Below are 24,148 nucleotides of genomic sequence, written 5' to 3' on the forward strand. Positions count from 1 at the left end.
TGGAAACAGCACCTGTTAAGGTACAGACGCCCCAGGGCGTAGTGACTTGTCAGCTGTATCGCCAGGATAGAGTCACCTGGGATCGCGCCATCGATTTTCCAGCGACGAAGATGTCGGTACCCCAAGCAGATGCCTATTGCCGACAAGAGGGTCAACGTCGCCTGAAATAACTGTGTCGGCGCCCATTTTGGGCGCCGCGCCGCTATCTGTTTTTGAACAAACCACCCAGAATACCGCGCACGATACGTCGCCCGGTTGTTCCTTTTAGCTCCTTGATGACGGCTTCGGTCATCGCCGTCGCAAACGTGTCTTTCTTGCGCTGCACACGAGAAGACGATCGCCCCACCCTGCTGCCTGAGTATCTGCGAGCTGCAGAAAACTCCCGCTCCATTGGTGATTGAGCCTCTAGCACCTCGTCTGCTTCTGCCTGTTCCGCAGATTTTGCCGCCGCATCGGCACGAGCCTGCAGGATTTCAAATGCAGACTTTCGGTCCACACCTTTGTCATACTTGCCTGCCATCGGGGACGCCGCCAAAATCGCTTTGCGATCAGCGCCAGAAATCGGCCCCAGCTGAGATCCCGGAGGACGAATCAAGGTGCGTTGGACAATGCCCGGAACGCCCTTCTTTTGCAGCATCGAGGTCACGGCCTCTCCGACCCCGACCTCTCGGATCGCGGCTTCGGTGTCGAAAGCCGGGTTCTCTCGGTACGTTTCGGCGGCCATACGCAGGTTCTTGCGGTCTCGCGCTGTGAAGGCGCGCAAGGCGTGTTGGACGCGATTGCCCAGTTGGCCCAGAATGTCTTCAGGAATATCCGCCGGGTTTTGCGTGATGAAATATACCCCGACGCCCTTCGATCTGATCAGACGCGCCACCTGTTCTACCTTGTCCACCAAAACCTTGGGGGCATCGTCAAACAGCAAATGCGCTTCGTCGAAGAAAAAGACCAGCTTTGGTTTCTCGGGGTCGCCGACCTCGGGCAGTTCTTCGAACAATTCACTCAACAGCCAGAGCAGGAAAGTGGCATAGAGCCGGGGCGAGCCCATCAATTTGTCAGAGGCGAGGATGTTCACCATGCCCTGCCCGTTATCATCCGTGCGCATAAGGTCGGCCAGATCCAGGGCAGGTTCGCCAAACAGTTTCGAGCCACCTTGGTTTTCCAGCACCAGCAAACGTCTTTGGATTGCGCCAATCGAGGATGTCGACACGTTGCCATAGCGCAAGGATAGCTGCGCACGGTTCTCTCCGATCCAGACCAGCAACGCCTGAAGGTCCTTCAGATCCAGCAACGGCATCCCTTCTTCATCGGCCACACGGAACGCGATGTTCAAAATACCTTCTTGCGCTTCGCTAAGTTCCATCAAACGCGACAGCAGCAGCGGCCCCATTTCCGTGACCGTCGTGCGCACCGGATGGCCTTGTTCGCCAAACAGGTCCCAGAAGGTCACCGGGCAGGCAGAATAGTTGAAATCCGAAAACCCGATACGGTCAGCGCGGTCCAGAAAGGCCTGATGCAGTTTATGTGTCGGACTTCCGGCCAAGGCCAGACCAGACAGGTCGCCCTTGATGTCCGAAAGGAAAACCGGAACGCCGGCTTGCGAGAACCCTTCAGCCAGGATTTGCAGCGTTACGGTTTTGCCCGTTCCGGTGGCTCCGGCAATCAAGCCGTGGCGGTTTGCGTAGTTCAACGTCAATTCCTGCGGAGTGCCATACCCTTCGCCACCGCCGCCCAAAAAAATAATTTTGCCCATTAACACTGCCTTATAGTTCACCGATCCGTGTCCAGCATACAAAGTTAACCTTTGACTGCGATAGTCATTTTGCCCTGCGGAGGTTCGGATCACGTGGGGCAGACTTCCTCCCTGTCGACTGGCCGTGCCTTCGGGCACGGCTTTTTTGTCTGCGCCAATACATGTGTATGTGCTGATTGGCAGATTAAATTTTCAGGATAGCTGTTGACCCACCAGCGCCGCTCTCGTAGGGTTTGCGCATAAATAAGTCGGCCAGTCCGACGGGGAGAACCTTTTGAGGGAGGGAGCTGATCAAACGGCTCCCTTTCTTTATGGTCGAAGGACCCTTTTCCGCCGTAAGAGCAAGAATTTGTTCACGTTGATCAGGGCGGGTCTGTTAGTGCCTGACACCGGTTCAGAACAATGCTACATGAGGCAAAAAGCGCAATCATCAAACCGAGGCATTCATGATCAAGCACCTTCTTTCTGCGAACGTACTGGCCGCCGTCTTTCTGAGCAGTGCGGTCAACGCTCAAGAATCCACTGACGAAACCCAACAACAGGCCGAGACACCTCAGACCGAAGCGGCGCAAGAGCTAGACCTGGGGGAAACTGGCCCCCGTGTTGGCGAGCAATACGTTAAGGAAACAAGTGGCGACTGGAACATTACCTGCCTTAAGACCGAAGCAGACAATGACCCTTGTTTGTTGCGTCAAATTCTTTCGGGTGCCGAGGGTCAACCCATTGCGGAAATCTCGATCAACAAGCTTCCCGAGGGTGCTGCAGCCGTGGCTGGTGCCAGCCTGATCGTGCCGTTGGAGACCTTGCTGCAAGCGCAGATCGCCGTATCCATCGATGGGGCACCAAGCAAACGATACAACTATCATCACTGTAACCCGGTTGGCTGCGTTGCTCAGTTGGGTTTCACGCAAGGTGACATCGACGCAATGAAGGCGGGCAGCACGGCCACCATATCTATGGTGTCCATCCTCGCCCCCAATCAACTGTTGCAAATCGAAATGTCGCTGGCCGGTTTCACCAGTGGATATGATCAGTTGGAAGTCTTGCAAAACTGATTTAATGCAACAAGGGCCGCTTTGTCACAAAGCGGCCTTTCAAAACTGAGCGTCAGGTATTCTCAGACGCGCTTCAAAGCCAAGACGGCATTCAGCCCACCGAACGCAAACGCGTTGCTTAAAGCAACGTCAACCTTTGCTTCACGAGCTTCATTCGGCACCACGTCCAACGCACATTCCGGGTCCGGCTCTTCATAGCCGATTGTTGGTGCAATGACACCGTCCCGCAGCGCCATGATACAGGCCAGAAGCTCTACCGCTCCGGTGCCGCCAATCAAATGTCCATGCATGGATTTGGTGGACGAGATCATCAGATCATCCGCGTGCGGTCCGAACACATCTGCGACTGCTGCACATTCGGTTTTGTCATTGGCTGCAGTGCCTGTGCCGTGGGCGTTGATATAACAGACATCGCTGGCGTTCAGCCTTGCATCCGCCAGAGCGCCCGCCATTGCACGTGCAGCCCCTTGCTTGCTTGGCATCACAATATCTGCTGCATCCGACGACATCGCAAAACCGACAACTTCACACAGTATCTCCGCGCCGCGCGCGCGCGCGTGCTCATATTCTTCGAAAACAAAGATACCAGCCCCTTCGCCCTGAACCATTCCGTTGCGGTTGGCGCTGAACGGGCGGCAGGCGTCCTTGGACATCACGCGCAAACCTTCCCACGCTTTGATCCCGCCGAAACACAGCATGGATTCAGACCCGCCTGTGATCATCGCCGGGGCGGCCCCGCTGCGTACCATCTGAAAGGCCTGCGCCATGGCGTGGTTGGAAGAGGCACAGGCGGTCGAGACCGTAAAGCTGGGGCCTTTGAGGTTATGCTCCATGGACACGTGGCTGGCAGCCGCATTGTTCATCAGCTTTGGAACAACAAACGGGTGAACCCGGTTCTTACCATCCTCATAGACCGAACGGTAATTGTCATCCCAGGTCGAAACGCCCCCGCCCGCCGTGCCAAGTACAACACCGGATCTGGCGGCCAATTCGCCGTGAAACTCAATACCCGACTGGTCAATCGCTTCTTTGGCAGCAGTCAGAGTGAACTGAGTGAACCGGTCGTACAAGGACATCTGCTGACGATTGAACCGCCCTTCCGCCTCGAACCCCCGAACTTGACCACCGATCTTGATGGCCAGACGTTCGACGTCGCGAAACTCCAGTTCCGAAATGCCACAGCGCCCTTCGCGCATGGCCTCCAAAGTGTCGGGAACCGAATGGCCCAGAGAGTTGATCGTACCTGCGCCGGTAATGACAACACGTTTCATGAGAGCAGGTCAGACCTTTTCCGACACAAGCTGTTCGATCCCGGCGATGATCGCAGCCACATTGGAAATGTCGAAATCGTTAGCTTCTGGTTCGTTCGCATTGAACGGGACTGAAATGTCGAACTCTTCCTCGATTGCAAAGATGCTTTCGACCAGACCCAGACTATCGATGCCCAGATCTTCCAGCGTGCTTTCGGGCGTCACATCCGATGGCTCCAGCACGGCCTGCTCTGCAATGATTGCGATGACGCGGTCGCTGATGCTCATGTCGATCCCCTGATTTTCAATCTGTCGATGATTTAGTCGCTTGAGGACTGTTTGAAAACAGCCTTTTTGAGTGCCTCGACGTCGCGGGCCAGACGAGGCAGTCGGCGCTGGGATTTATAGATATTGGTGTGGGTGTCCATCTTGACCGCCGGATAGCCCATAATAACCCTTCCAGCAGGGACATTAGACAGGATTTTGGTACCCCCACCGGCGATCACGCCGTCGCCTATGAAAATGTTGTCGGCGACCCCGGTTTGGCCACCAAGGACAACATTGTTCCCAATCTCTACAGACCCGGACACGCCGGTTTGCCCACATAGCAGACAATCCCGTCCGACTCGGGTGTTGTGACCGACATGGACAAGATTATCCAGTTTCGAGCCGTCCCCGATCCGGGTGTTTCTGATCGTGCCGTTATCGACCGTGCAGTTCGAGCCAACCTCGACGTCATCTCCGATCTCAACCGCCCCCAGAGAGTGAATGCGCAGCCAGCTTTGTGCCTTGGCTTCGCCCTGATCGCCCATTGTTTTTCGCGCATTCTCAGCACCCGAAACTTCGGGGGTGACATAGCTGAAGCCATCGCCCCCGATCCGCGCACCAGGTTGTGCAATAAAACGGTCTCCGATCTGCGCGCGGGCCCCAATACTGACCATTTCGCGCAGTAACGCACGCTTTCCTAGCGTGGCATCGATGCCTATCGTGCAATGCGCGCCGATTTCGGAACCTTCGCCAATCCGTGCGCGCGCACCAACAACTGTCAGAGGCCCGATAGAAACGTTAGCACCAATCTCTGCCGTTGGATCAATAACGGCTGACGGATGAATGCCCGGCTCGGCCCCCTGCCCGCGATCAAGCATCGAAGTAATGCCTGCCATGGCCATGCGAGGGCGCGTGACAAAGATGGCCGCGCGCAGACCCAACGCTTGCCAATCGGCCCCTTCCCAAAGAACCGCAGCACGTGCCTCTCCACCCGAAAGTGCCTCGGCATATTTCGGAGACATCGCCATCGCCAAATCTGTTGGACCCGCGTCTCCGGGTTCGGCGGCACGCAAAATTGTAAGGCCGCCATCGCCCTGACATTCTGCACCCAGAGCTTCAGCAATGTGTTGAACGGTAAACTGCATGACGGGTTTCCTTTTGGCAGGATTTGACCCGTGCTTACCCCTGAACGTCTTGCAGGGCCACCCCTGCCTTTTGCAGAGCGTCCCAAATCTTGGCATCGCGGTTATAGACGTCGCGACGATACTGCACTTGACCCTTGGGGCCGATATAGGCCGTCCGATAGATCAGATGCACCGGCACATGTTGATCCAGTTCAACTTTGGTTTCCTTGCCGGTCTTGAGAACACGGTGAAAGAACGCCTTGGGGTCTTCCTCTTGTTTTGCCAGCAGCGCATACGCAAACTCGAAAGGCTGCGCCAAACGGATACAGCCATGTGAGAACGCCCGCACTTCACGCGCAAACAAACTTTTCTGAGGCGTATCATGCAGATAGATGTTGTGCTTGTTGGGAAACATGAACTTCACCAAACCCAGCGCATTGCTTTTGCTGGGGGGTTGGCGCATCGCAAACGGGAAGTTTCGCGCCGTGAACTGAGTGAAATCCACCGCCCCGCGATTAACCTGACGACCGCTGCGGTCGGTGATTTCTATGTGACCCACCGCATTTGGATTGGATTGCAGTTTCGGCAGATATTCCTTCGTTATGATCGAGCGCGGCACATACCAGCTGGGGTTGATCACCATATGCTCCATCACATCCGAAAACTCGGGGCTGCGGCGATCATGGGTGTTTTTGCCAATCACCGCACGGGTTTCAAACGTGACTTGCCCGTCATCGACAATTTTGGCTGAAAAGTCCGCCTGATTCACAAGGATATGGCGCGTGCCACGTTCCCTTGGCAACCAGCGTTCGCGTTCGAGCGCTACGTGAACAGCTTTCAAACGGTCCGATGCTGGCCGGTTCAACTCGGTGATTGTTCCCTTGCCCGCAACGCCGTCAGGCTCCAACCCATGTGCAGTTTGAAACGACTGAACGCCAGCCAGCAGTGCGTCGTCAAAAGACGGGCTGGCCGATGGCTTCATGTAACCCATCATCACCAGACGATTGCGCAGTTTAACAACATTCGGTCCTGTGTCACCGAATTCCAGTTTGGAAACGGGCACAGTTGCGCCCCAACCTCCCTGATTCACCAGGTCCTCCAGCAGCAGCTTTTGCTTCATCAGTGCTCGGTACTGACGCGTTTGGGGCGGCAATTGTTCCAGATATTGCGCGCCTTGATCAGCCAAACCGGCCAAATGCTCGGCCGCGCTCCGACGTTTCAATGTCCGAACAAGGCCATCGTCCACACGTCCGGGCTCAACAGTTCCCGAGTAAAGCGCGTCAGCATATTCGATAAAAGCCCGGCTGAGTTCTGCCTCAACCGCACCAAGATCACGAACTGAACGGGCCTGCTCCATTTTCTCTATCAAGGCTGCGACTGTTGCATCCGCCTGTGGCAGACCGTGCATTTGGGCCTTGGACAACGCATTTATCAGCGCGGTACGACGACTTGCATGCTCAACCGTTTCACCGACCCAAATGGGTGAAAACCCATTCGTGCGATAGAACTCGGCTATGTTCGAGGTCTGCGGAGTGTGTTCCGCAACTGCCATTTGAAACGCGGTGTTCGGCGCGGGGTCAGAAGCCGTGTTCGCAAAGCTTGCCGTCGCGGTAAAACACGCGGTGAGAAGGATACTGGTACTGGTGCGGAAAACAGAAAACATTATAGGGCCTTGAGTATTCAATAGCTTGGACTTGGGATATGTGCGTCAAACAACTATGGATTTGGGCGGCAAAGTTTGTCTATTCACAAATACCTTATTCAATCGCTTCTGTTGGTGGCTGATGCGTGTTTGCATCGGCCTGTCGGCGAAAGCTTCGCAGTTGCACAGTTTCTAAGAAGTACTGTGTCATTTGCGCAAAAAACTGCCGAAATTTCCCCCTTGAAATGGTGAATCTGAAACACTTCTTGGCCACCGATTTCGATTGTGTCATAAAAATCGCATCTGGGATGGGAAAAATTAATACGGCGCGCGTAACATCGTGCGCAGGCAGGAACAGTACGGGACGAACCAAAAATGACAAAGAGCAGTTCCTCGGGCTTGACCCGGCGTGCCCTATTGGGCGCGTTTGCAGCAACCGCAGTCGCGGCAGCTCCCACCTACTCCAATGCAACGGGCTTTTTGCGTGGCGGCGGCGATATTCGTCGCATTCGTATGTATTCCGGTCGCACGGGCGAACGGTTGGATATGATTTATTGGGTCGATGGTAAGTATATCAAGGACGCTGTCAAAGAAGTGAACCACTTCATGCGTGATTGGCGTACAGATCAGGTAAAATCCATCGATTTACGCGCGATTGATATCATGGCAGCATCACACAACCTTTTGGATGTGAACGAACCTTATATGCTGCTGTCCGGCTATCGCTCTCCGCAGACCAACGCTATGTTGCGTTCCCGGTCGCGTCGCGTAGCGCGCAAATCGCTCCATATGGAAGGTCAGGCTGCTGACCTGCGTCTAGCTTCGCGCTCGGTCTCGCAGATGGCCAAAGCAGCTATCTCGTGCCGCGCAGGTGGTGTCGGCCAATACTACGGTTCCAATTTCGTTCATATGGATTGCGGAGTCGTTCGCAGCTGGCGTGGTTAAAGCGCACACCAAACGGTTTTCGCGTTTCTGAAACGCTTTAGCAGGAAAACTGGTTTTACCTGCTATATCCCCGCATCTCCACCTCCTCCGCCTGCGTCACCCGAGTCGCTACTGGATGCAGCCTCGGCGGTCGAGCTGCCAGACTCACGCGCCTTTTCCTTTTCGACATCAGAATAAACATTAGACACAGACACATCGCTGCTCTCTGCTTCATCGTCGCTGTTTGGATCGTCGTCGGTCAGCTTGCCAAGGATGAATGCAAGCACCACTCCGACTATTATCCAGCTTATAACGCTGGGGAGGGAATAACCCGAAATAACAGTACAGCCCAAAACCGCTACTGTTACGACCACAACGAAAAACAATTTTTTTGAAGAGATGACTTGCACGTTCTTTCCTCCATCAAAGGTGACGCGAACCAACCCCATCGGGAAAGTGTATAGCAAAATGTGCTGATAAAAAATTACACTTCGAAGAGTGTGCCTGCGGGCGTTCTCAATATCCGACGAAACTGTACTTAGAATCCGTTCAAAGTGGTTGAGAACATGCAAGAAAGTGGCGCACCTGAGAGGATTCGAACCTCTGGCCTCTGCCTTCGGAGGGCAGCGCTCTATCCAGCTGAGCTACAGGTGCGTTGGTCGTTAGCTAACCTTGATCCGACTTGGGTGCAACTGGAAATCGTGCCCGTTGCGCCCAGTTTCGGATCAAAGTCAGGCGAAAAGATCATGTGCCAATTCAAGGGCATCGATCAGAATGTCGACCTCTTCCGTGGTGTTATACAGACCGAAACTGGCGCGGCATGTTGCAGTTACACCCAGGTGGTCCATCAGTGGCCCGGCGCAGTGATGACCTGCGCGAACAGCGACGCCTTTTTTGTCCAGGATGGTCGACACATCATGGGCATGCCCCGCCCCGTCCAGTCTAAAGCTGAAGATAGCGGCCTTGTCGGGGCGCGTGCCTTGAACCTGCAACCAGTTCAAGCCCATCAATCGCTGCATGGCATAATCGCGAAGGCTGGATTCATGAGCTGCAATGTTCGCCATTCCCAGATCCATCATGTAGTCCAAGGCCACGCCCAAACCTATCGTCTGAACGATACCCGGCGTGCCAGCTTCGAACTTCATTGGTGGATCGTTATAAATGACCTGATCTTTGCTGACCTCTTTGATCATGTCCCCGCCGCCAATAAAGGGGCGCATTTCTTGCATGCGTTCAGATTTGATAAAGATCGCTCCGGAACCTGAGGGACCATAGAGCTTGTGACCTGTGATCGCGTAGAAATCACAGCCGATCTCTTCGACATTCACCGGCATATGGACTGCACCCTGGCTGCCATCGACCAGAACCGGAACGCCTTTGGCATGGGCGCCATCTGTGATGGCTTTGACATCCACGACAGTACCCAGCACGTTTGAACACTGGGTCACCGCGACCAGCTTGGTCTTTGGGCCAATCGCATCAATCACGGCCTGAGGGTCCAGCCCACCCTCTGTATCCACATCAACCCATTTCAGAACAACGCCTTGCCGTTCCCGCAGAAAATGCCAGGGCACGATGTTGGCGTGATGTTCCATGACGCTCAGAACGATCTCATCCCCGGCTTCAAGGCGCGGCATTGCCCAGCCGTAAGCGACAAGGTTGATCCCTTCGGTCGTGCCCGAGTTCAGGACGATTTCGACTTCATTAGATGCGCCAAGAAAGCGGGCGATGGTGCCGCGCACGGATTCGTATTTCTCGGTCGCAAGGTTGGACAGGTAGTGCAGACCGCGATGGACGTTGGAATATTCCTCGGCATACGCCCGCGTCACAGCGTCTATGACGACCCGTGGCTTCTGAGCCGAAGCGCCATTATCCAGATAGGTCAAAGGCTTGCCATTGACCTGACGCGACAGGATCGGAAAGTCAGAGCGGATTTTCTGCACATCATACATAAGCGTATTTCCTAGACAGGTCCGGTTGGGGTGAACATCAGAACAATGGGCAAGGCGACGATCGCGGCCAGCAGGACCACGGCAAAAGCCTTGCCGAGTGAGCCGAACTGATGCGCCTCGTTTAAAAAATGGAGCGTTATGTACAGGCTCCACCCCAGGGTCGCCAGCAGCAACAAAAGCGTCAGGGCGGGTATTGTCACGCTGGTGATGACCATAGCCAGCAAAGCACCGCTTTGTAGAAAACTCAGCCAGATCATGAGGGTCAACAGGCCGGAAAGCGTTGCATTTCCCCCAAGCACCCGCCCGACCAACAGAAAGGCGACAACGCTCAATAGCATCGCACCGGCTGATCGGATCAGGATGAATGGGATGCTTTCTGCCTCGGGGGTCAGTTGGGCGTCCGGTGTCGGGATGATCAGATCAGTGCTGAGTTGGATCAGGCAATTGAAGACCACCACAAGGAAAAAGCTTAGCCAGACTGCTTCTCGCCCCATATCCAGGGCCAAAATCTGACGGGCCGCTTCGGCAGGCCGTCTGAGCGTCAGAACAGCCAGTGGACCTAGTGGTGGAATAGTCATTCAGCCGCCCTTTGTACTTGCCTGAGACCGGATAACCAGAACCAGACAAAAACAGCAACCCACAGGAAGCCTACAATTGACAAAGCAGGTCCGGGTCCGATGAACCCGGCCACCAGACCGTTGAGCAAAACCAGCGGTGCAGACGAAAGCAGCGCCCAGAACAGGGCCAGCCTTGCCCCATAAGCAGAGCCCTTTCCGCCAACAAGGCGCGCGGCCCAATGCGAGACCAAAGCCAGCGTGTAGAAGAACAACGGCAAGATGAACACGGTGCCCAGCAGCGCACCGCCCAGCAACATATTCAGTTCAACACCTTCCAGATGAGCCTGCCGTGCGAGCCCTGGCATCTGCGCAATAAACGCGACGATGCAAAAGCCCATGACAAACACTAGCGCCCGGTCTTCACGAGGCCCCAAATCCAGAAGCCGACGCACAACGCGCCCCGGCCCCCGGTATGTTGCCAATATATCTGACGAAAGAGCCATCAGCTGCGGCGGGCGAGCCACCCCTCCAGACGGCTGACAATCGCTTCTGCCAACGCGCTGTCTTCGATTTCGTCCACCGCTTCGGCCAGGAATGCAAGTGTCAGCATATTGGTCGCGTCCTTGGTCGGAACTCCGCGCGAACGCAGGTAAAACAGCGCAGTTTCATCAATCGCGCCCGAAGTCGAGCCATGCGAACACGCCACATCATCGGCGTAAATCTCAAGCTCGGGTTTGGCTAGGAACTGGCTGTCGTCATCCAGAAGCAGCGACTGGCTGATCTGGTAGCCGTCGGTTTTCTGAGCCCCTTCCTTCACAAGAATCTTGCCTTGGAACACGCCGGTCGCACCGTTGCGCAGCACTTTCTTGAACACCTGACGGCTTTCACAATTCACTGCGTCATGCGTGATGAAGACTGTGTCGTCATGGTGAAACTCGCCATCGCCAACGCAGGCCCCCGCCACATGCGCAACCGCATCGTCGCCGGTTAGTTCTACAACCTGTTCATTGCGGGTCAGAACGCCATTCACCGTCAAAGTGAAGGATTTATAGACCGATTCCGTGCCCAGACGTGTGAACATATGGGTCGCCGCGCGACGCTCATGGTCCCTGCCCTGTGCACGGACATGATGCAGCGTACCCTTGTCGGCAATGTCGATTTCCATGCATTTGTTAAAGCGCGAGGCTGCTGGACCTGTTTCAAGGATGGTCGCCTCGGCCCCGCTTTCCACCCGAACCACGTGATGCAGGATCGCGTCTGACGTCGGCGAAGCGTGGCGATAGATCAGGTTGATCGGTTTGGACGGTTTGCCTGTCACGTGAATGGCAACACCATCCGACGCAAATGCCGTGTTCAGCGCTGCCAGCGGGCGCTGGACCGGTACCTGACCGCGGGCTTCCAGAACGCCATACAGGTCCTTGGCCCAGTGAATGTCTTTGCAGCAGATGTCTTCAAGCCGGTCGATGCTTACACCTTCCATCGACAGATCATCCGATTCCTCGGCACTGAATACACCGTCCACGAAAACGATATTCAGCCGGTCGAACTCACTGAATACCAACGGCTCATCATCTGAGAAGACAGCAGCAGGCATCGCTTCGGGCGACACCAAAGTGTCAGGTTGGGTGTATTTCCAGTATTCGTCGCGACGGTTAGGCAGGCCAGTTTCAAGCACACGTGCCAGAGCGTCTTCGCGCGCGGCACGCGTGCATCCTGCGTCAGGCATGGTCAGCGCAGATAGCCGCGCCTCGGTTGCGGTTTGTTTTGCTTCGGGCAAGGCCATCAGTTCACCTCGGCAAGAATGTCAGCATAACCGTTGTTTTCGACCTCAAGCGCGAGGTCCGGACCGCCGGTCTTGACGATACGACCATTGGCCATAATGTGCACAACGTCCGGTTTGATGTGATCCAAAAGACGCTGGTAGTGCGTGATCACCAGGAAACCACGGCCTTCATCGCGCAGGGCATTCACACCTTCGGCCACCAGCTTCATCGCATCCACGTCAAGGCCCGAGTCTGTCTCGTCCATGATGCACATCTTAGGTTCCAGCATGGCCATCTGAAGTATTTCGTTGCGCTTTTTCTCACCGCCCGAAAAGCCAACATTGACCGGACGCTTCAACATGTCAGCGTCGATCTTCAGAGTTTTCGCCTTCGCGCGCACTTCTTTCAGGAAGTCGGCGGCCGACAGCTCTTCTTCGCCACGTGCCTTGCGTTGCGCATTCACTGCAGTCCGCAGGAAGGTCATATTGCCAACGCCCGGAATTTCCACCGGGTACTGGAACGCCAGGAATACACCCGCAGCGGCGCGCTCTTCCGGTTCCATTTCCAACAGGTCTTCGCCGTCCAGCGTGGCCGAGCCTTCGGTCACCTCGTAACCGTCGCGACCGGACAGAACATAGCTGAGCGTCGACTTACCCGACCCATTGGGCCCCATGATCGCATGCACCTTGCCGGCCTCAACCGTCAGGTCCACACCTTTGAGAATTTGCTTGTCTTCTTCTTCAAGCTGCACGTGCAGATTCTTGATTTCCAGCATATTTTCCTCGGCTCTCATCTCTATTCGCGCGTCATCTTGCGCGGGTGTCATTTCGATTTGAACGTGTCGGCCTTTTCGGCCGGAACGATCAGGAAGTTTTCATTGTCGCGGTCTTGCCCAAAGCTCCGAAGAGTTTCGTAGTTTTGCTCGGCCATCCATTTCTGAAAGAACGCGCGGTTTTTGTGATCTACCTCGACAAAGATGATGGGGCGCGTCGCAGCCACCGTGCGGGACAACCCTGCCAACACGTCCAGCTCCATGCCCTCAACGTCGATCTTGATCAGATCCGGTGTCATACCTTCTAAAAGCGTATCACCGGGCTCTACCCGCAGATTTCCAGATCCCAGTGTCAATTGCGTGCCGCCTAGATTGCCCGCCTCTGGCTTAAGCTCAAAGCCAGACGCAGCCTCGCGCCCTGCTCCAACACCCAGTTTCGAACTGTCAACAACATCTTCCAGGCCGTTAAGCTTGATGTTGCGCTTCAAGATGGCGATAGCGTCCGGGTTAACTTCGATCACACGTACGATCTTAGTTGCACACACGCGCCCCCAATACACTGCATGGTTACCAATATTGGCTCCAATATCAGCGATTTGCGCGTTTTTCGGCAGATAGCGCGATATGTCTTGGAGCAGACCCAACTCATACACATCACCCCAAAAATGACGTCCTTGGATCACATCACGTGGATTGGACACTTCGAACAACAGAAATTGACCGCCGGCATCGCAATACCGCACGAACGGGCCGCATAAGCTGACAAATAGTTTGGCAACCGTGCGGTCAACAAACCGTTTGATCTTGGAACGCGGGCGCATTGTTAGCCGACGCTCCCCTCAAGCGAGATCGCCACCAGCTGCTGCGCTTCCATGGCAAATTCCATCGGCAGCGCCTGCAATACGTCCTTGCAGAACCCGTTCACAACCAGCGCAACGGCCTCTTCCTCGTCCATGCCGCGCTGACGGCAATAGAACAGTTGATCGTCATCCACTTTCGACGTCGTCGCCTCATGCTCAACGCGGGACGAGTTGTTCTTGACCTCAATATACGGAACCGTATGCGCGCCGCATTTATCTCCGATCAACAGACTGTCACACTGCGTGTAGTTCCGGCTGTCTTTAGCTTTCGGATGCATCGAGACCAGACCGCGATAGGTGTTCTGCGCTTTACCTGCGCTGATGCCTTTGGACACAATGCGCGATTTGGTGTTCTTGCCCAGATGAACCATCTTGGTGCCGGTGTCGGCCTGCTGATAGTTGTTGGCAATCGCAATCGAGTAGAACTCGCCTTGGCTTTCATTGCCGCGGAGGATGCAGGACGGGTATTTCCAGGTCACGGCAGACCCAGTTTCCACCTGTGTCCACATGACTTTGGAACGATCGCCCCGGCAATCGGCGCGTTTGGTCACAAAGTTATAGATGCCACCCTTGCCATTCTCATCCCCTGGGAACCAGTTTTGCACGGTCGAATACTTCACCTCGGCGTCTTCTTCGACGATGATCTCGACAACAGCCGCGTGCAGCTGCGCCGTATCACGCTGGGGCGCAGTGCAGCCTTCCAGATAAGAGACGTACGAGCCCTTGTCAGCGATGATCAGCGTGCGTTCGAACTGGCCAGTGTTTTCGGCGTTGATGCGGAAATAGGTGCTCAGCTCCATCGGGCACCGAACGCCCGGCGGGATGTAGACAAAAGACCCATCCGAAAACACAGCCGAGTTCAGTGTCGCATAAAAGTTGTCCGAAACTGGGACGACAGTCCCAAGATATTTCTTGACCAACTCGGGGTGTTCTTTGATCGCTTCCGAGATCGAGCAGAAGATCACCCCGGCCTTTTTCAGTTCGGCCTGAAAGGTCGTACCTACAGAAACCGAGTCGAACACCGCGTCCACAGCAACCTTGCGCCCTTCGGCAGGCGCGTCTTCAGCGCCTTCGACACCAGCCAGAATAATCTGTTCTTTCAGTGGGATACCAAGCTTTTCATATGTGGCCAGCAGCTTGGGATCGACCTCATCCAGAGACTTTGGCTTTTCTTCCATCGATTTCGGACGCGCATAGTAATACTGGTTCTGGAAATCGATTTCAGGGTAGTTGACCATCGCCCATTTTGGTTCGTTCATCTTGGTCCAGCGCTCGAACGCGGCCAAGCGCCATTCGGTCATCCACTCTGGCTCTTCGTTCTTCTCCGAGATCAGACGGACGATATCCGGGTTCACACCTTTCGGCGCGTACTCCATCTCAATATCAGTGTCCCAGCCGTACTTGTAGGTTCCGACCTCGCGTACCGCATCCACGGTTTCCTGATCGACACCCTCTTTCACCTGGGTCTGGTCCAAAGCGGCCATAACTTACCCTCCGTCAGATCACGCGGCCCGCGCGCGATGCTTTTTCTCTTTTTCAAGCCACGTTTCGGCGAAACGCAGCACATCTTCTTTCGTTGTCCGAGGGCCCAGCGAAACGCGGATTGCGCTGCTGGCTGTCACCTCGTCAAAACCCATTGCGGTGAGCACCGCGCTGGCACGAACCTTGCCGCTGGAACAGGCAGAGCCCGCACTGACCGCAAAACCCGACAGATCCATCTGCATGACCTGGGTTTCACCCTTCCATCCCGGGGCGGCAAAACACAGGGTGTTCGGCAGGCGTTGCCGCCCTTTCCCGACAAAAATAGGTGATTTTACAGCGGCCTCAAGAGCGTTTTCTAGAATATTTCTAAATTCTTCGATTTGCTCCCAAACGCCATCCGCCAAGTCACGTGCCGCGGCTTCAGCTGCGGCTCCGAAACCAGCGATTCCAATGACATTTTCAGTGCCGGAGCGGCGCCCCATTTCCTGGCCTCCGCCCTTAATCAGAGCTGGCAGGTCGGTACCGCGCTTCATCACAACGGCACCAACACCCTTGGGTCCGCCAAGTTTATGCGCCGAGACCAAAGCCATCTGGGCATACATCCAATTAAACGCAATCGGCAGCTTTCCAAATGCCTGCGTGGCATCTGTCACAGCCAATCCGGGCGGTAATGTCTGAACGATACCAGTCTCGGAATTTGCCAGTTGAACGGTTGAAGCCTCTGGTGTCTCAACCAGAACCTCTCCGGCCGCAGAAACCGGAAGATCCTCATGGATCCAAGCCCTTACCGCATCATGTTCAACTGCGGCACCATGCAAATTGCGCCCGGCCAAAGTTAATGCCGCGCCCTCGGTCGAACCCGAAGTGAAAACGATATCCGCACCATCAGCACCGAAAGCAGCTGCAACCTGTGCACGCGCCCGTTCGACAAGTGCCTTTGCAGCTCGGCCCTCGGCATGAACAGAGGACGGATTTCCGCAGACTTCCATAGCGGCAATCATCGCCTCTCGTGCCTCAGGGCGCAGTGGTGTTGTTGCGTTATGATCCAGATAAACACGATTCATGGATGCATCTTTTTGCCAGCAGATTTCATATGACGGTGCCGCCTTTTCGTCTTACTCGTCCACCACCGAGAACAGGCTCGGCACTGCGGGGCATGGAGCCAGGTCGTTCTTGATCACGTCAGACAGGCGCGTCTGATGCAAAAACACATAGACATGCGCGCTCAGGCTTTCCCAAAGGCGGTTGGTCAGGGATTGCGCCCGGCTGCCTGAAGACGCACCAGAGGCCCCGGCCCCTTTCTGCAAAGCATCTACCGTTTCGTCCACTGCTGCCAAAATTTCGACCACACGGATTTCCGACGCGGGACGCGCAAGACGATACCCGCCGCCCGGGCCACGGACTGAAGACACCAGCTCGGCGCGACGAAGTTTGACAAAGAGCTGTTCCAGATAAGGCAGCGACACATCCTGGCGCTCTGAGATCTCGCCAAGGGTTACAAGCCGGTCTTTTGGCTGCAACGCAATATCCGCCAAGGCAACCATCGCATATCGGCCTTTGGTCGACAGCTTCATATTTAGCCCCTTCTCAGCAGGATTTGCGCGAAATCATTGACGCCGACGCTGCCAGTGCGTATCTCCGACTGACAGCGCTGACGCGCAACGTTATGTAATTAGAACCGTTCTAAGGTGTCCGACGATTATCGTCAAGTATATCCGGGCGCCCGTACGAAAAAGACAGGACCAAAGCACACATGCCCGAGGTGATTTTTCCCGGACCCGAAGGCCGCCTGGAAGGCCGCTACCACCCGCAAAAGGAAAAAGACGCACCGATCGCAATCGTGCTTCACCCGCATCCACAATTTGGCGGGACCATGAACAACAAGGTGGTCTATAACCTGCACTATGCCTTCTACAACATGGGCTTCACCGTGCTTCGCTTCAACTTCCGTGGCGTTGGCCGCAGTCAGGGCGAGTATGATCAGGGTGTAGGTGAGCTGAGCGATGCGGCCTCGGCGCTGGATTATCTGCAATCCATGAACAACAATTCGAAACACTGCTGGGTCGCAGGGTTTTCGTTTGGGGCATGGATCGGCATGCAATTGCTGATGCGCCGTCCCGAGATTACCGGCTTTATCAGTGTATCGCCCCCAGCCAACATGTACGACTTTTCGTTCTTGGCGCCCTGCCCGTCTTCGGGCCTGATCATTAACGGATCAGCCGACCGCGTGGCCCCACCGGCGGATACCACGTCACTGGTGAACAAGTTGCACGAACAAAAAGGCATCACGATCACCCACACCGAGGTCGAGGGCGCAGACCACTTCTTCCAGGATCGCCACATGGACACGTTGATCACCGATGTCAGTGACTATGTGAAACGTCGCCTGACCGAGAACACCCGCTAATGTCCGACACCATCACAACTCTTGCGGCCAAACTGGCCGAAGACACGATGAAGGTTATGGACGAAACTGGCGAAGACCGTTTCTTTGTCGAGGTCGGCGAAGTTCTTGGGGCCGCTTCACAATCGCTGGAAGAGGCCTACTTGACCGAAATCCGCGTGCGCTTGGCGGAACGCAAAGCCAGGCAGTTTGTCATCAAACGCCTGGCTGCGCATCGCTCGAAACAAAAAGCGATCGAAAAACAATGACGGAACGGTTGTCGGCACAAATTGCGTTTTTAAAACGGGCCGACATGTTGAAGATGGTTGAGCGGGCAAATGTCCTGCTCAATCAGTCCCGGCCTGAAAACTCTGCCGAACACAGCTGGCATCTGGCGCTTTGGGCCTTGGTCATGGCCCCCTTGGCGGGGCCAGATGTATCAATTGATCGAGTCATCCGTATGTTGCTGTTACACGATCTGGTCGAGATCGTGGTTGGCGACCATCCTATTCACTTGGAAACCGACTGGGATCATCTGGCTGAGGCGGAACAGGCCGCCGCCTCAGAACTGTTTGGGTTACTGCCCCGGGATCAAGCACAGACATTCCTGTCTTTGTGGCAGGAATTCGAATCGGATCAGACACCGGACGCGCAATTTGCCAAAATCCTGGATCGGTGTCAGCCGCTGTTTCAGGTTCTGTGCGCTTCGGACCCTCACCCGGACCATGTGAAAATTGCACGGGCCAATCTGGATGGCGGTCGCGCGGCCTATCTTTCACAGGTTTTCCCGCTTGCTTATCACCATGCCACGGCCTTGTTGGCCGGATCACCAACCGAAGAAAACGCATTCTCAACGCGCATCGCGTTTTTGGCCGAGGCGGACAAACTGAAATCAGTTGTCCGCGCGTCGCGTCTGATGGCCGGGGATCGGTTTGAGAACTCTGCCGAGCATTCGTGGCATATCATGCTCTACGCTTGGGTTTTGGCTGAGCACGCGCAATCGGAAATTAACGTGGATCGTGTGCTTCAGATGCTTCTTCTGCACGATATCGTCGAAATCGACGCCGGAGATCACCCTATTCACGGACAGGTGAATCACGCCGAACAAGAAGCTATGGAACAGGCCGCAGCTCAGCGATTGTTTGGCTTATTACCGGACATGCAGCAGGCGCATTTCACGGATATGTGGCTCGAGTTCGAAGCCGCCAAGAGTACAGACGCAAGGTTCGCAAAGGCTGTAGATCGTTTTCAAACACCGATAGCCAATCTGGAAAACGGTGGTGGGTCGTGGGCGGACTACAACGTTACCCTCGCCCAGCTCAAAGCGCGGGTTGAACCCTCCATTACAGCCGGAGCACCTGAACTATGGAACTGGCTTCACCCGCAACTTGCGGCATTTTTCCAAAGTTTCGAAGCGACGCCGTTAGACGCATAACAGAAAAAAGGAGCCCAAAGGCTCCTTTTCCCTTCTTAGTTCTGAGTGGCGTTAAAAAACACGACTACCATCAAACTGTTGAACCACACCGGCTGCTTCATTATCGACGGACCCCCCGTCAGCAAGCCACCCAACTGCCACTATCAGACCAGAAACAAAAACGATCGACTTTGCGAATGTCGTCATCGAACAAAACTCATTAACAATTAATAAAATATGTGGAGTATCTTACACTTATTCTAGGCTGATAACAGTAAGGTATACCTGACCCGACGGAAGTTAAACTTTGAGACTGACCTTGCCTTGTCCACACATTCTGTGTTCGAGGTGCTGAAAACCTATAGCCCCGCGAGACTGCAATGCCTCAAGCCTATCTGTTTTTGTTATTGGCCGTTATGGCGGAAACCATTGGCACAACCGCCCTACAGGCGAGCCAGCAGTTCACCCGGTTTTGGCCGTCCGTTCTTGTCATTTTGGGGTATGGTGTTGCTTTCTACTTGCTGGGACTAACCCTGAAATCCATGCCCGTGGGCATTGTCTATGCAATCTGGTCCGGCCTGGGCATTGTTCTGATCGCGCTCATCGGGTTTGTGGTTTTCGGTCAAAAGCTGGATTGGCCTGCAATACTTTGACTGACCATGATTCTGGCCGGAATTCTGATCATTCACTTGTTTTCGAAGACTGCTGGCCACTGATCTGCGGTTAGGGCTGGTATATTTTGCCGCGCCGCGTTATGCGCGCGACAACTTCCCGTTCAAAGGCTGACCTCTCATGGACCTGCGCAACATCGCAATCATCGCTCACGTGGACCACGGCAAAACGACCCTGGTGGATGAGCTTCTCAAACAATCCGGTGCGTTCCGGGAAAACCAAGCTGTGGCAGAACGAGCCATGGACAGTAATGACCTGGAACGCGAACGCGGAATAACCATTCTGGCTAAGGCAACATCCGTCGAATGGAATGGCACCCGCATTAACATCGTCGACACCCCCGGTCACGCCGATTTCGGTGGCGAGGTTGAACGGATTCTCAGCATGGTCGACGGCGTGGTTCTGCTGGTCGATGCCGCGGAAGGCCCTATGCCGCAGACCAAGTTTGTGACCTCCAAGGCGCTAGCGTTAGGTCTGCGCCCGATCGTAGTTCTGAACAAGGTCGACAAACCCGATGCCGAGCCTGACCGCGCTCTGGACGAATGTTTCGACCTGTTTGCCAACCTTGGCGCCGATGACGACCAGCTGGATTTTCCGGCCATGTATGCTTCGGGCCGTTCTGGCTGGGCGGATATGGAACTGGACGGTCCCCGCAAGGATCTGAGCGCACTGTTCGATCTGATCGTCGATCACGTCCCTGCCCCCAAGCAGGTCGATCAAAAAGACCAACCGTTCCGGATGCTGGCCACGACCCTTGGCAGCGACCCGTTCATCGGCCGCATTCTGACCGGTCGCGTCGAAAGCGGAACTTTGAAGGCGGGTGACAGCCTGAAGGCCCTTAGCCGCGACGGCACGCTGATCGAAAACTTCCGAGCCTCGAAGATCCTGGCATTCCGCGGCTTGGCGCAACAGCCCATCGACGTAGCCGAAGCTGGTGACATCGTAACCATTGCAGGCATGAGTAAGGCAACCGTGGCGGATTCGCTGGTTTCGCCGCAGGTCGAAGAGGCGCTGCCCGCGCAGCCCATCGACCCGCCAACCATCACCGTGACCTTTGGTATCAACGACTCTCCGTTGGCTGGCCGCGACGGTAAAAAGGTTCAGTCCCGCGTCATCCGCGACCGGCTCATGAAAGAAGCCGAGTCGAACGTTGCGATCCGGATTACCGACACGCCGGGCGGTGAAGCGTTCGAAGTTGCCGGCCGCGGCGAACTGCAAATGGGTGTTCTGATCGAGAACATGCGCCGCGAGGGTTTCGAACTTAGTATCTCGCGCCCACAGGTTTTGTTCCGCGAAGAAAACGGCCAGCGGCTGGAACCGATCGAGGAAGTCACAATCGACGTGGATGATGAGTATTCTGGCTCGGTCATCGAAAAGATTACAGGTGCGCGAAAAGGTGAGTTGGTCGAAATGCGCCCTGCCGGTGCTGGCAAAACACGCATCATCGCGCATGTACCTTCGCGCGGTCTGATCGGGTATCACGGCGAGTTTTTGACGGATACACGTGGCACAGGTGTTCTAAACCGAGTGTTCCACGACTGGGCCCCACATAAAGGTCAAATCCCGGGCCGTCGCGCGGGCGTTCTGATCTCGATGGAAAACGGCCAGGCCGTGGCTTATGCGCTCTGGAATCTGGAAGAGCGCGGCCGCATGTTCGTTGGCCCTCAGACCGACGTCTATCAGGGCATGGTGATCGGAGAGCATTCGCGCGACAACGACCTGGAAGTCAATCCGCTCAAGGGCAAGAAACTCACCAACGTCCGCGCAAGCGGTTCGGACGATGCAGTACGCCTGACGCCTCACGTTCAATTTTCGTTGGAAGAAGCCATCGCCTATATCGATGACGACGAATTGGTCGAGGTGACGCCGAACGCTGTGCGGCTGCGCAAACGCTTTTTGGATCCGCACGAACGCAAACGAATGGCGAAATCGGCCTGATCAACCTGCGCCTGTATCGACCCAAATGGGAAACAATGGCGATACTGTGGCATTTTTGCTTCCTATGGGTCAAAAAACGAAATTCGGAGAGCCGGGCAAAACGCCCGGCTTTTTCTTGAAAACATGTGCTTTTCTACCTTAAATTGTATTAATTTTGCCCCATTCTCCCTTCCCACATATTGCGATTAAGTCGATCTCAAGGTGTAAATGTGCCCGAAGTGTGATGATCTTCACTCACACGACCAAAATAATGGTGCATAGGGATGCACGTGATAGGTACCGAGTTCCAAGGAGTTAATGATGGTTTTTCGTTCCCTTAAGTTACCAGTTTTTTTAGCCGCCACGACTTTTGTGGTCGCTCCTGTAACCGAAGCTTTTGCAAGTGGGGCGTGTACTGTCAAAACGGCGCGCCAGTCTGCTGGTTCTCCTGGAGTGCTTTGCGAATGCGATTCAGTTACATCCGGGATGCTGCGCTATATCCAGCGTCGGGCTGATTTTCAGGAGATCGTTGCACGCTTGGGCGCAGAGTGCTCGCCGCTTGCGGATTTGCTGACTGACCTTCCCACAGCATCAATCGGCGCTTCCGATCAGAGAGCGGGGGATGGTCCAGCAAATGAAGGCCAAGATACAGGCCTTACTGGCGGGCCGGGCCCATCTGGTCCGAGCGGAAGTCCGGAAACCACCGGAGGAGAAACTCCAGGAGGAGAAGGACCACGTGGGGGCGAGCCAGATGGCGAACAGCCCGGTGGTGAACAGCCCGGTGGCGAAGAGCCCGGTGGTGAAGAGCCCGGTGGTGAAGAGCCCGGTGGCGAAGAGCCTGGTGGTGAAGAGCCTGGTGGCGAAGAACCCGGTGGCGAAGAACCCGGTGGCGAAGAACCCGGCGAAGAGTTGCGGTGATCGCAAGCTAACTTGGTCGCTGAACCTTATTCGAAGGCCTGCTTTTTTGACGAATAAATATTTGTCGTTGCCGGTTTGGTTGGTGCAAAATTTCGAAGTACCAAGGTGAGCTAAGAAGAGATTACGGGCGCGTAATAACCTTGCGCCCGTGAATCAAATACCCAAAGTTAAAAATACACACTAGCCTTAGCTGTGCCCGTAGATGCCGACCCATCCACTGGGCCGTTTCGGGTCTTGCATCCGCAGAAACAGGTAACGTGTAGCTGCCCAGGGTTTGATGCGATTGGTTTGGTTGTCCAGGATAAGATCTCCTTGATCCGACCGGTAAACCAGAACCGCATGTGGGATACGGCGCGTGTCCAAAACTGTGGCGATCAAAAGTTTGTTTGGATCGACACCGGCATGAACCAGCTCTCGCTTTTTCAGAAGCGCAAAATCCTCGCAGTCACCCCCAAGGGCCGTCGGCAGCGCCCACCGTTCGCGAGTTTTATATTGAGATTGATCAGTAATTTCACGGGTGGATCTGTTCACCCGCCGGTTTATTTGTTCGACAACCTTTAGTTCTTGTTGACTGGACAGGGCCGCCGAACGTTTCGCCGTACATGCCCAACGGTACTGATCACACAGGTTTATCGCTCCGGACGGTGGCGGTGAAGAAGCAACAGCAGGAATAAAGCGCCCTTCCGACGCCTGGGCATCTGTTGTGCTAATAGGCGAAGCCAGGAACACGACCCCAAGGCCAATGACACACGCGGCAGCGGTCAAAACCTTTGCAATCTGTTCGTTGGTCGTTTTGATCAATGATGTCATGCCTATTCCCTGGTTCAGTATCATTCGTATGATTGCCGATACCGCAGGACTATATTCCACTTCTTGAACCTATCGCTGAACGGGCCTCAGTCGCAATCATAGAGAACCTGCAAAAGAAAAAGGGCGAAAATTCGTTCTACAATTTGACAATTTCGGGTGGGAAATTGGATAGAGTCGCCACAATTCTGGAAAACTCACGCGGAAAAAAACATTAAGAAGGCGACGTAAGATTTTGTAATAAAGTAGAATAAAAAAACAGCCTGCAAATGCAGGCTGCTCTAAGGGCTCGATACCCAACATTAAGCTGAAAACTGCTGAAACCAGCAAAACAGCGTTATGTTCTACACTTATTCGGTGATCTCGACCACGACCAACTCTCGTTCACTGGCGGTTCGGGCGTGATTCAGCGCCTGTTGGTACTCGTCTGAGTTGTAGCACTCGACCGCTGCCTCCAAAGAAGGGAATCGGGCGACCACGTTGCGGGGCCGCTCTTTTCCTTCCAGCTGAACATACCGTGCGGCGCGCGCTATGAATTCACCACCGTGCTTGGCAATGGCTGGTCCGGCCAGTTCAGCGTATTTTCCGTATGCCTCGGCGTCCGTTACCGTTACATGCGCGATCCAGAGTGCTGCCATC

The 24,148-nt window shown here is 55.0% G+C and carries 24 protein-coding genes, 1 tRNA gene and 1 pseudogene; 8 read left to right on the top strand and 18 right to left on the bottom strand.

All coding sequences use genetic code 11. The features are described 5' to 3' along the window. Positions 1 to 202: 202 nt before the first annotated feature. On the bottom strand, positions 203 to 1,750 hold the full coding sequence (locus GOV85_RS00800) for a helicase HerA-like domain-containing protein (protein WP_171174041.1): 1,548 nt from the start codon (positions 1,748 to 1,750) through the stop codon (positions 203 to 205). Between the two features lie 446 nt (positions 1,751 to 2,196). Between GOV85_RS00800 and GOV85_RS00805 the strand changes: the two genes are divergently transcribed. Next, on the top strand, positions 2,197 to 2,805 hold the full coding sequence (locus GOV85_RS00805) for an invasion associated locus B family protein (RefSeq protein ID WP_171174043.1): 609 nt from the start codon (positions 2,197 to 2,199) through the stop codon (positions 2,803 to 2,805). Positions 2,806 to 2,867: 62 nt separating this feature from the next. Here the strand turns inward: GOV85_RS00805 and GOV85_RS00810 are convergent, their stop codons facing one another. From GOV85_RS00810 to GOV85_RS00825, 4 genes are read right to left on the bottom strand one after another with little or no spacing between them, the layout of a single operon-like run. Next, the gene (locus tag GOV85_RS00810) at positions 2,868 to 4,076 is read right to left on the bottom strand and encodes a beta-ketoacyl synthase (RefSeq protein WP_171174045.1); all 1,209 of its coding nucleotides are present in this window, start codon (positions 4,074 to 4,076) and stop codon (positions 2,868 to 2,870) included. A gap of 9 nt (positions 4,077 to 4,085) precedes the next feature. Continuing rightward, a complete protein-coding gene (locus GOV85_RS00815; protein WP_171089997.1) occupies positions 4,086 to 4,343 on the bottom strand; it encodes an acyl carrier protein in 258 nt (85 codons plus the stop codon). A gap of 32 nt (positions 4,344 to 4,375) precedes the next feature. Beyond that, positions 4,376 to 5,467 carry a UDP-3-O-(3-hydroxymyristoyl)glucosamine N-acyltransferase gene (gene lpxD / locus GOV85_RS00820; protein WP_171174047.1) on the bottom strand — a complete coding sequence of 364 codons (1,092 nt, stop codon included), beginning with the start codon at positions 5,465 to 5,467 and terminating at the stop codon, positions 4,376 to 4,378. A 34-nt stretch (positions 5,468 to 5,501) separates the two neighbouring features. Beyond that, a complete protein-coding gene (locus GOV85_RS00825; protein WP_171174050.1) occupies positions 5,502 to 7,109 on the bottom strand; it encodes a murein L,D-transpeptidase in 1,608 nt (535 codons plus the stop codon). Positions 7,110 to 7,463: 354 nt separating this feature from the next. On the opposite strand from GOV85_RS00825, the gene GOV85_RS00830 reads away from it, so the two are divergent. Beyond that, positions 7,464 to 8,033, top strand: coding sequence for a DUF882 domain-containing protein (locus GOV85_RS00830; RefSeq protein ID WP_171174052.1), 570 nt, complete (start codon positions 7,464 to 7,466; stop codon positions 8,031 to 8,033). Between the two features lie 62 nt (positions 8,034 to 8,095). Here GOV85_RS00830 and GOV85_RS00835 read toward each other — a convergent pair whose 3' ends face one another. The 11 genes from GOV85_RS00835 to GOV85_RS00885 all read right to left on the bottom strand — a co-directional run bounded on the left by GOV85_RS00835 (position 8,096) and on the right by GOV85_RS00885 (position 16,972). Next, positions 8,096 to 8,584 (bottom strand): hypothetical protein, encoded by a 489-nt coding sequence (locus GOV85_RS00835; RefSeq protein WP_171174053.1) that lies wholly within the window; start codon positions 8,582 to 8,584, stop codon positions 8,096 to 8,098. Positions 8,585 to 8,589: 5 nt separating this feature from the next. Next, positions 8,590 to 8,666, bottom strand: a tRNA-Arg gene (locus tag GOV85_RS00840). 77 nt (positions 8,667 to 8,743) lie between these two features. Then, complete coding sequence (locus GOV85_RS00845) at positions 8,744 to 9,964, bottom strand: cysteine desulfurase (RefSeq protein WP_171174055.1); 1,221 nt, start codon at positions 9,962 to 9,964, stop codon at positions 8,744 to 8,746. 11 nt (positions 9,965 to 9,975) lie between these two features. Next, complete coding sequence (locus GOV85_RS00850) at positions 9,976 to 10,542, bottom strand: YIP1 family protein (RefSeq protein WP_171174057.1); 567 nt, start codon at positions 10,540 to 10,542, stop codon at positions 9,976 to 9,978. Next, positions 10,539 to 11,024, bottom strand: coding sequence for a YIP1 family protein (locus GOV85_RS00855; RefSeq protein WP_171174059.1), 486 nt, complete (start codon positions 11,022 to 11,024; stop codon positions 10,539 to 10,541). The genes GOV85_RS00850 and GOV85_RS00855 overlap by 4 nt, the downstream gene beginning before the upstream one ends. Continuing rightward, positions 11,024 to 12,304, bottom strand: coding sequence for a SufD family Fe-S cluster assembly protein (locus tag GOV85_RS00860; protein ID WP_171174061.1), 1,281 nt, complete (start codon positions 12,302 to 12,304; stop codon positions 11,024 to 11,026). The genes GOV85_RS00855 and GOV85_RS00860 overlap by 1 nt, the downstream gene beginning before the upstream one ends. Further along, entirely contained in the window at positions 12,304 to 13,059 is a 756-nt protein-coding gene (gene sufC, locus GOV85_RS00865) for a Fe-S cluster assembly ATPase SufC (RefSeq protein ID WP_171176171.1), read from the bottom strand. Before sufC ends, GOV85_RS00860 begins: the two co-directional genes overlap by 1 nt. A gap of 47 nt (positions 13,060 to 13,106) precedes the next feature. Continuing rightward, positions 13,107 to 13,877 carry an FkbM family methyltransferase gene (locus tag GOV85_RS00870; RefSeq protein ID WP_171174062.1) on the bottom strand — a complete coding sequence of 257 codons (771 nt, stop codon included), beginning with the start codon at positions 13,875 to 13,877 and terminating at the stop codon, positions 13,107 to 13,109. A 2-nt stretch (positions 13,878 to 13,879) separates the two neighbouring features. Then, the gene (gene sufB, locus GOV85_RS00875; RefSeq protein ID WP_171174064.1) at positions 13,880 to 15,400 is read right to left on the bottom strand and encodes a Fe-S cluster assembly protein SufB; all 1,521 of its coding nucleotides are present in this window, start codon (positions 15,398 to 15,400) and stop codon (positions 13,880 to 13,882) included. A gap of 18 nt (positions 15,401 to 15,418) precedes the next feature. Then, entirely contained in the window at positions 15,419 to 16,462 is a 1,044-nt protein-coding gene (locus tag GOV85_RS00880; RefSeq protein ID WP_171174066.1) for a cysteine desulfurase family protein, read from the bottom strand. A 51-nt stretch (positions 16,463 to 16,513) separates the two neighbouring features. Next, positions 16,514 to 16,972, bottom strand: a complete 459-nt coding sequence (locus GOV85_RS00885; protein WP_171174068.1) for an Rrf2 family transcriptional regulator — start codon at positions 16,970 to 16,972, stop codon at positions 16,514 to 16,516. Positions 16,973 to 17,151: 179 nt separating this feature from the next. On the opposite strand from GOV85_RS00885, the gene GOV85_RS00890 reads away from it, so the two are divergent. From GOV85_RS00890 to GOV85_RS00915, 6 genes and pseudogenes are all read left to right on the top strand, one after another. Beyond that, positions 17,152 to 17,805: an alpha/beta hydrolase gene (locus GOV85_RS00890; RefSeq protein ID WP_171174070.1), complete on the top strand. Its 654-nt coding sequence runs from the start codon at positions 17,152 to 17,154 to the stop codon at positions 17,803 to 17,805. Next, positions 17,805 to 18,050: a hypothetical protein gene (locus GOV85_RS00895; RefSeq protein ID WP_171174072.1), complete on the top strand. Its 246-nt coding sequence runs from the start codon at positions 17,805 to 17,807 to the stop codon at positions 18,048 to 18,050. Before GOV85_RS00890 ends, GOV85_RS00895 begins: the two co-directional genes overlap by 1 nt. Next, entirely contained in the window at positions 18,047 to 19,216 is a 1,170-nt protein-coding gene (locus GOV85_RS00900; protein ID WP_171174074.1) for an HD domain-containing protein, read from the top strand. Before GOV85_RS00895 ends, GOV85_RS00900 begins: the two co-directional genes overlap by 4 nt. Before the next feature lie 359 nt (positions 19,217 to 19,575). After that, positions 19,576 to 19,911, top strand: a pseudogene (locus tag GOV85_RS00905) (multidrug efflux SMR transporter). A 76-nt stretch (positions 19,912 to 19,987) separates the two neighbouring features. Further along, complete coding sequence (gene typA / locus GOV85_RS00910) at positions 19,988 to 21,805, top strand: translational GTPase TypA (protein WP_171174078.1); 1,818 nt, start codon at positions 19,988 to 19,990, stop codon at positions 21,803 to 21,805. Between the two features lie 465 nt (positions 21,806 to 22,270). After that, entirely contained in the window at positions 22,271 to 22,702 is a 432-nt protein-coding gene (locus GOV85_RS00915) for a hypothetical protein (RefSeq protein ID WP_171174080.1), read from the top strand. Positions 22,703 to 22,888: 186 nt separating this feature from the next. On the opposite strand, the gene GOV85_RS00920 is transcribed toward GOV85_RS00915, so the two are convergent. Both GOV85_RS00920 and GOV85_RS00925 read right to left on the bottom strand, forming a co-directional pair. Beyond that, on the bottom strand, positions 22,889 to 23,512 hold the full coding sequence (locus tag GOV85_RS00920) for a transglutaminase-like cysteine peptidase (protein ID WP_171174082.1): 624 nt from the start codon (positions 23,510 to 23,512) through the stop codon (positions 22,889 to 22,891). A 347-nt stretch (positions 23,513 to 23,859) separates the two neighbouring features. Continuing rightward, the gene (locus tag GOV85_RS00925; protein WP_171174084.1) at positions 23,860 to 24,147 is read right to left on the bottom strand and encodes a DUF1330 domain-containing protein; all 288 of its coding nucleotides are present in this window, start codon (positions 24,145 to 24,147) and stop codon (positions 23,860 to 23,862) included. Position 24,148 lies beyond the last annotated feature (1 nt).

Origin of the sequence: Ruegeria sp. HKCCA4633, assembly GCF_013034605.1 — a bacterium.
Classification (GTDB): domain Bacteria; phylum Pseudomonadota; class Alphaproteobacteria; order Rhodobacterales; family Rhodobacteraceae; genus Ruegeria.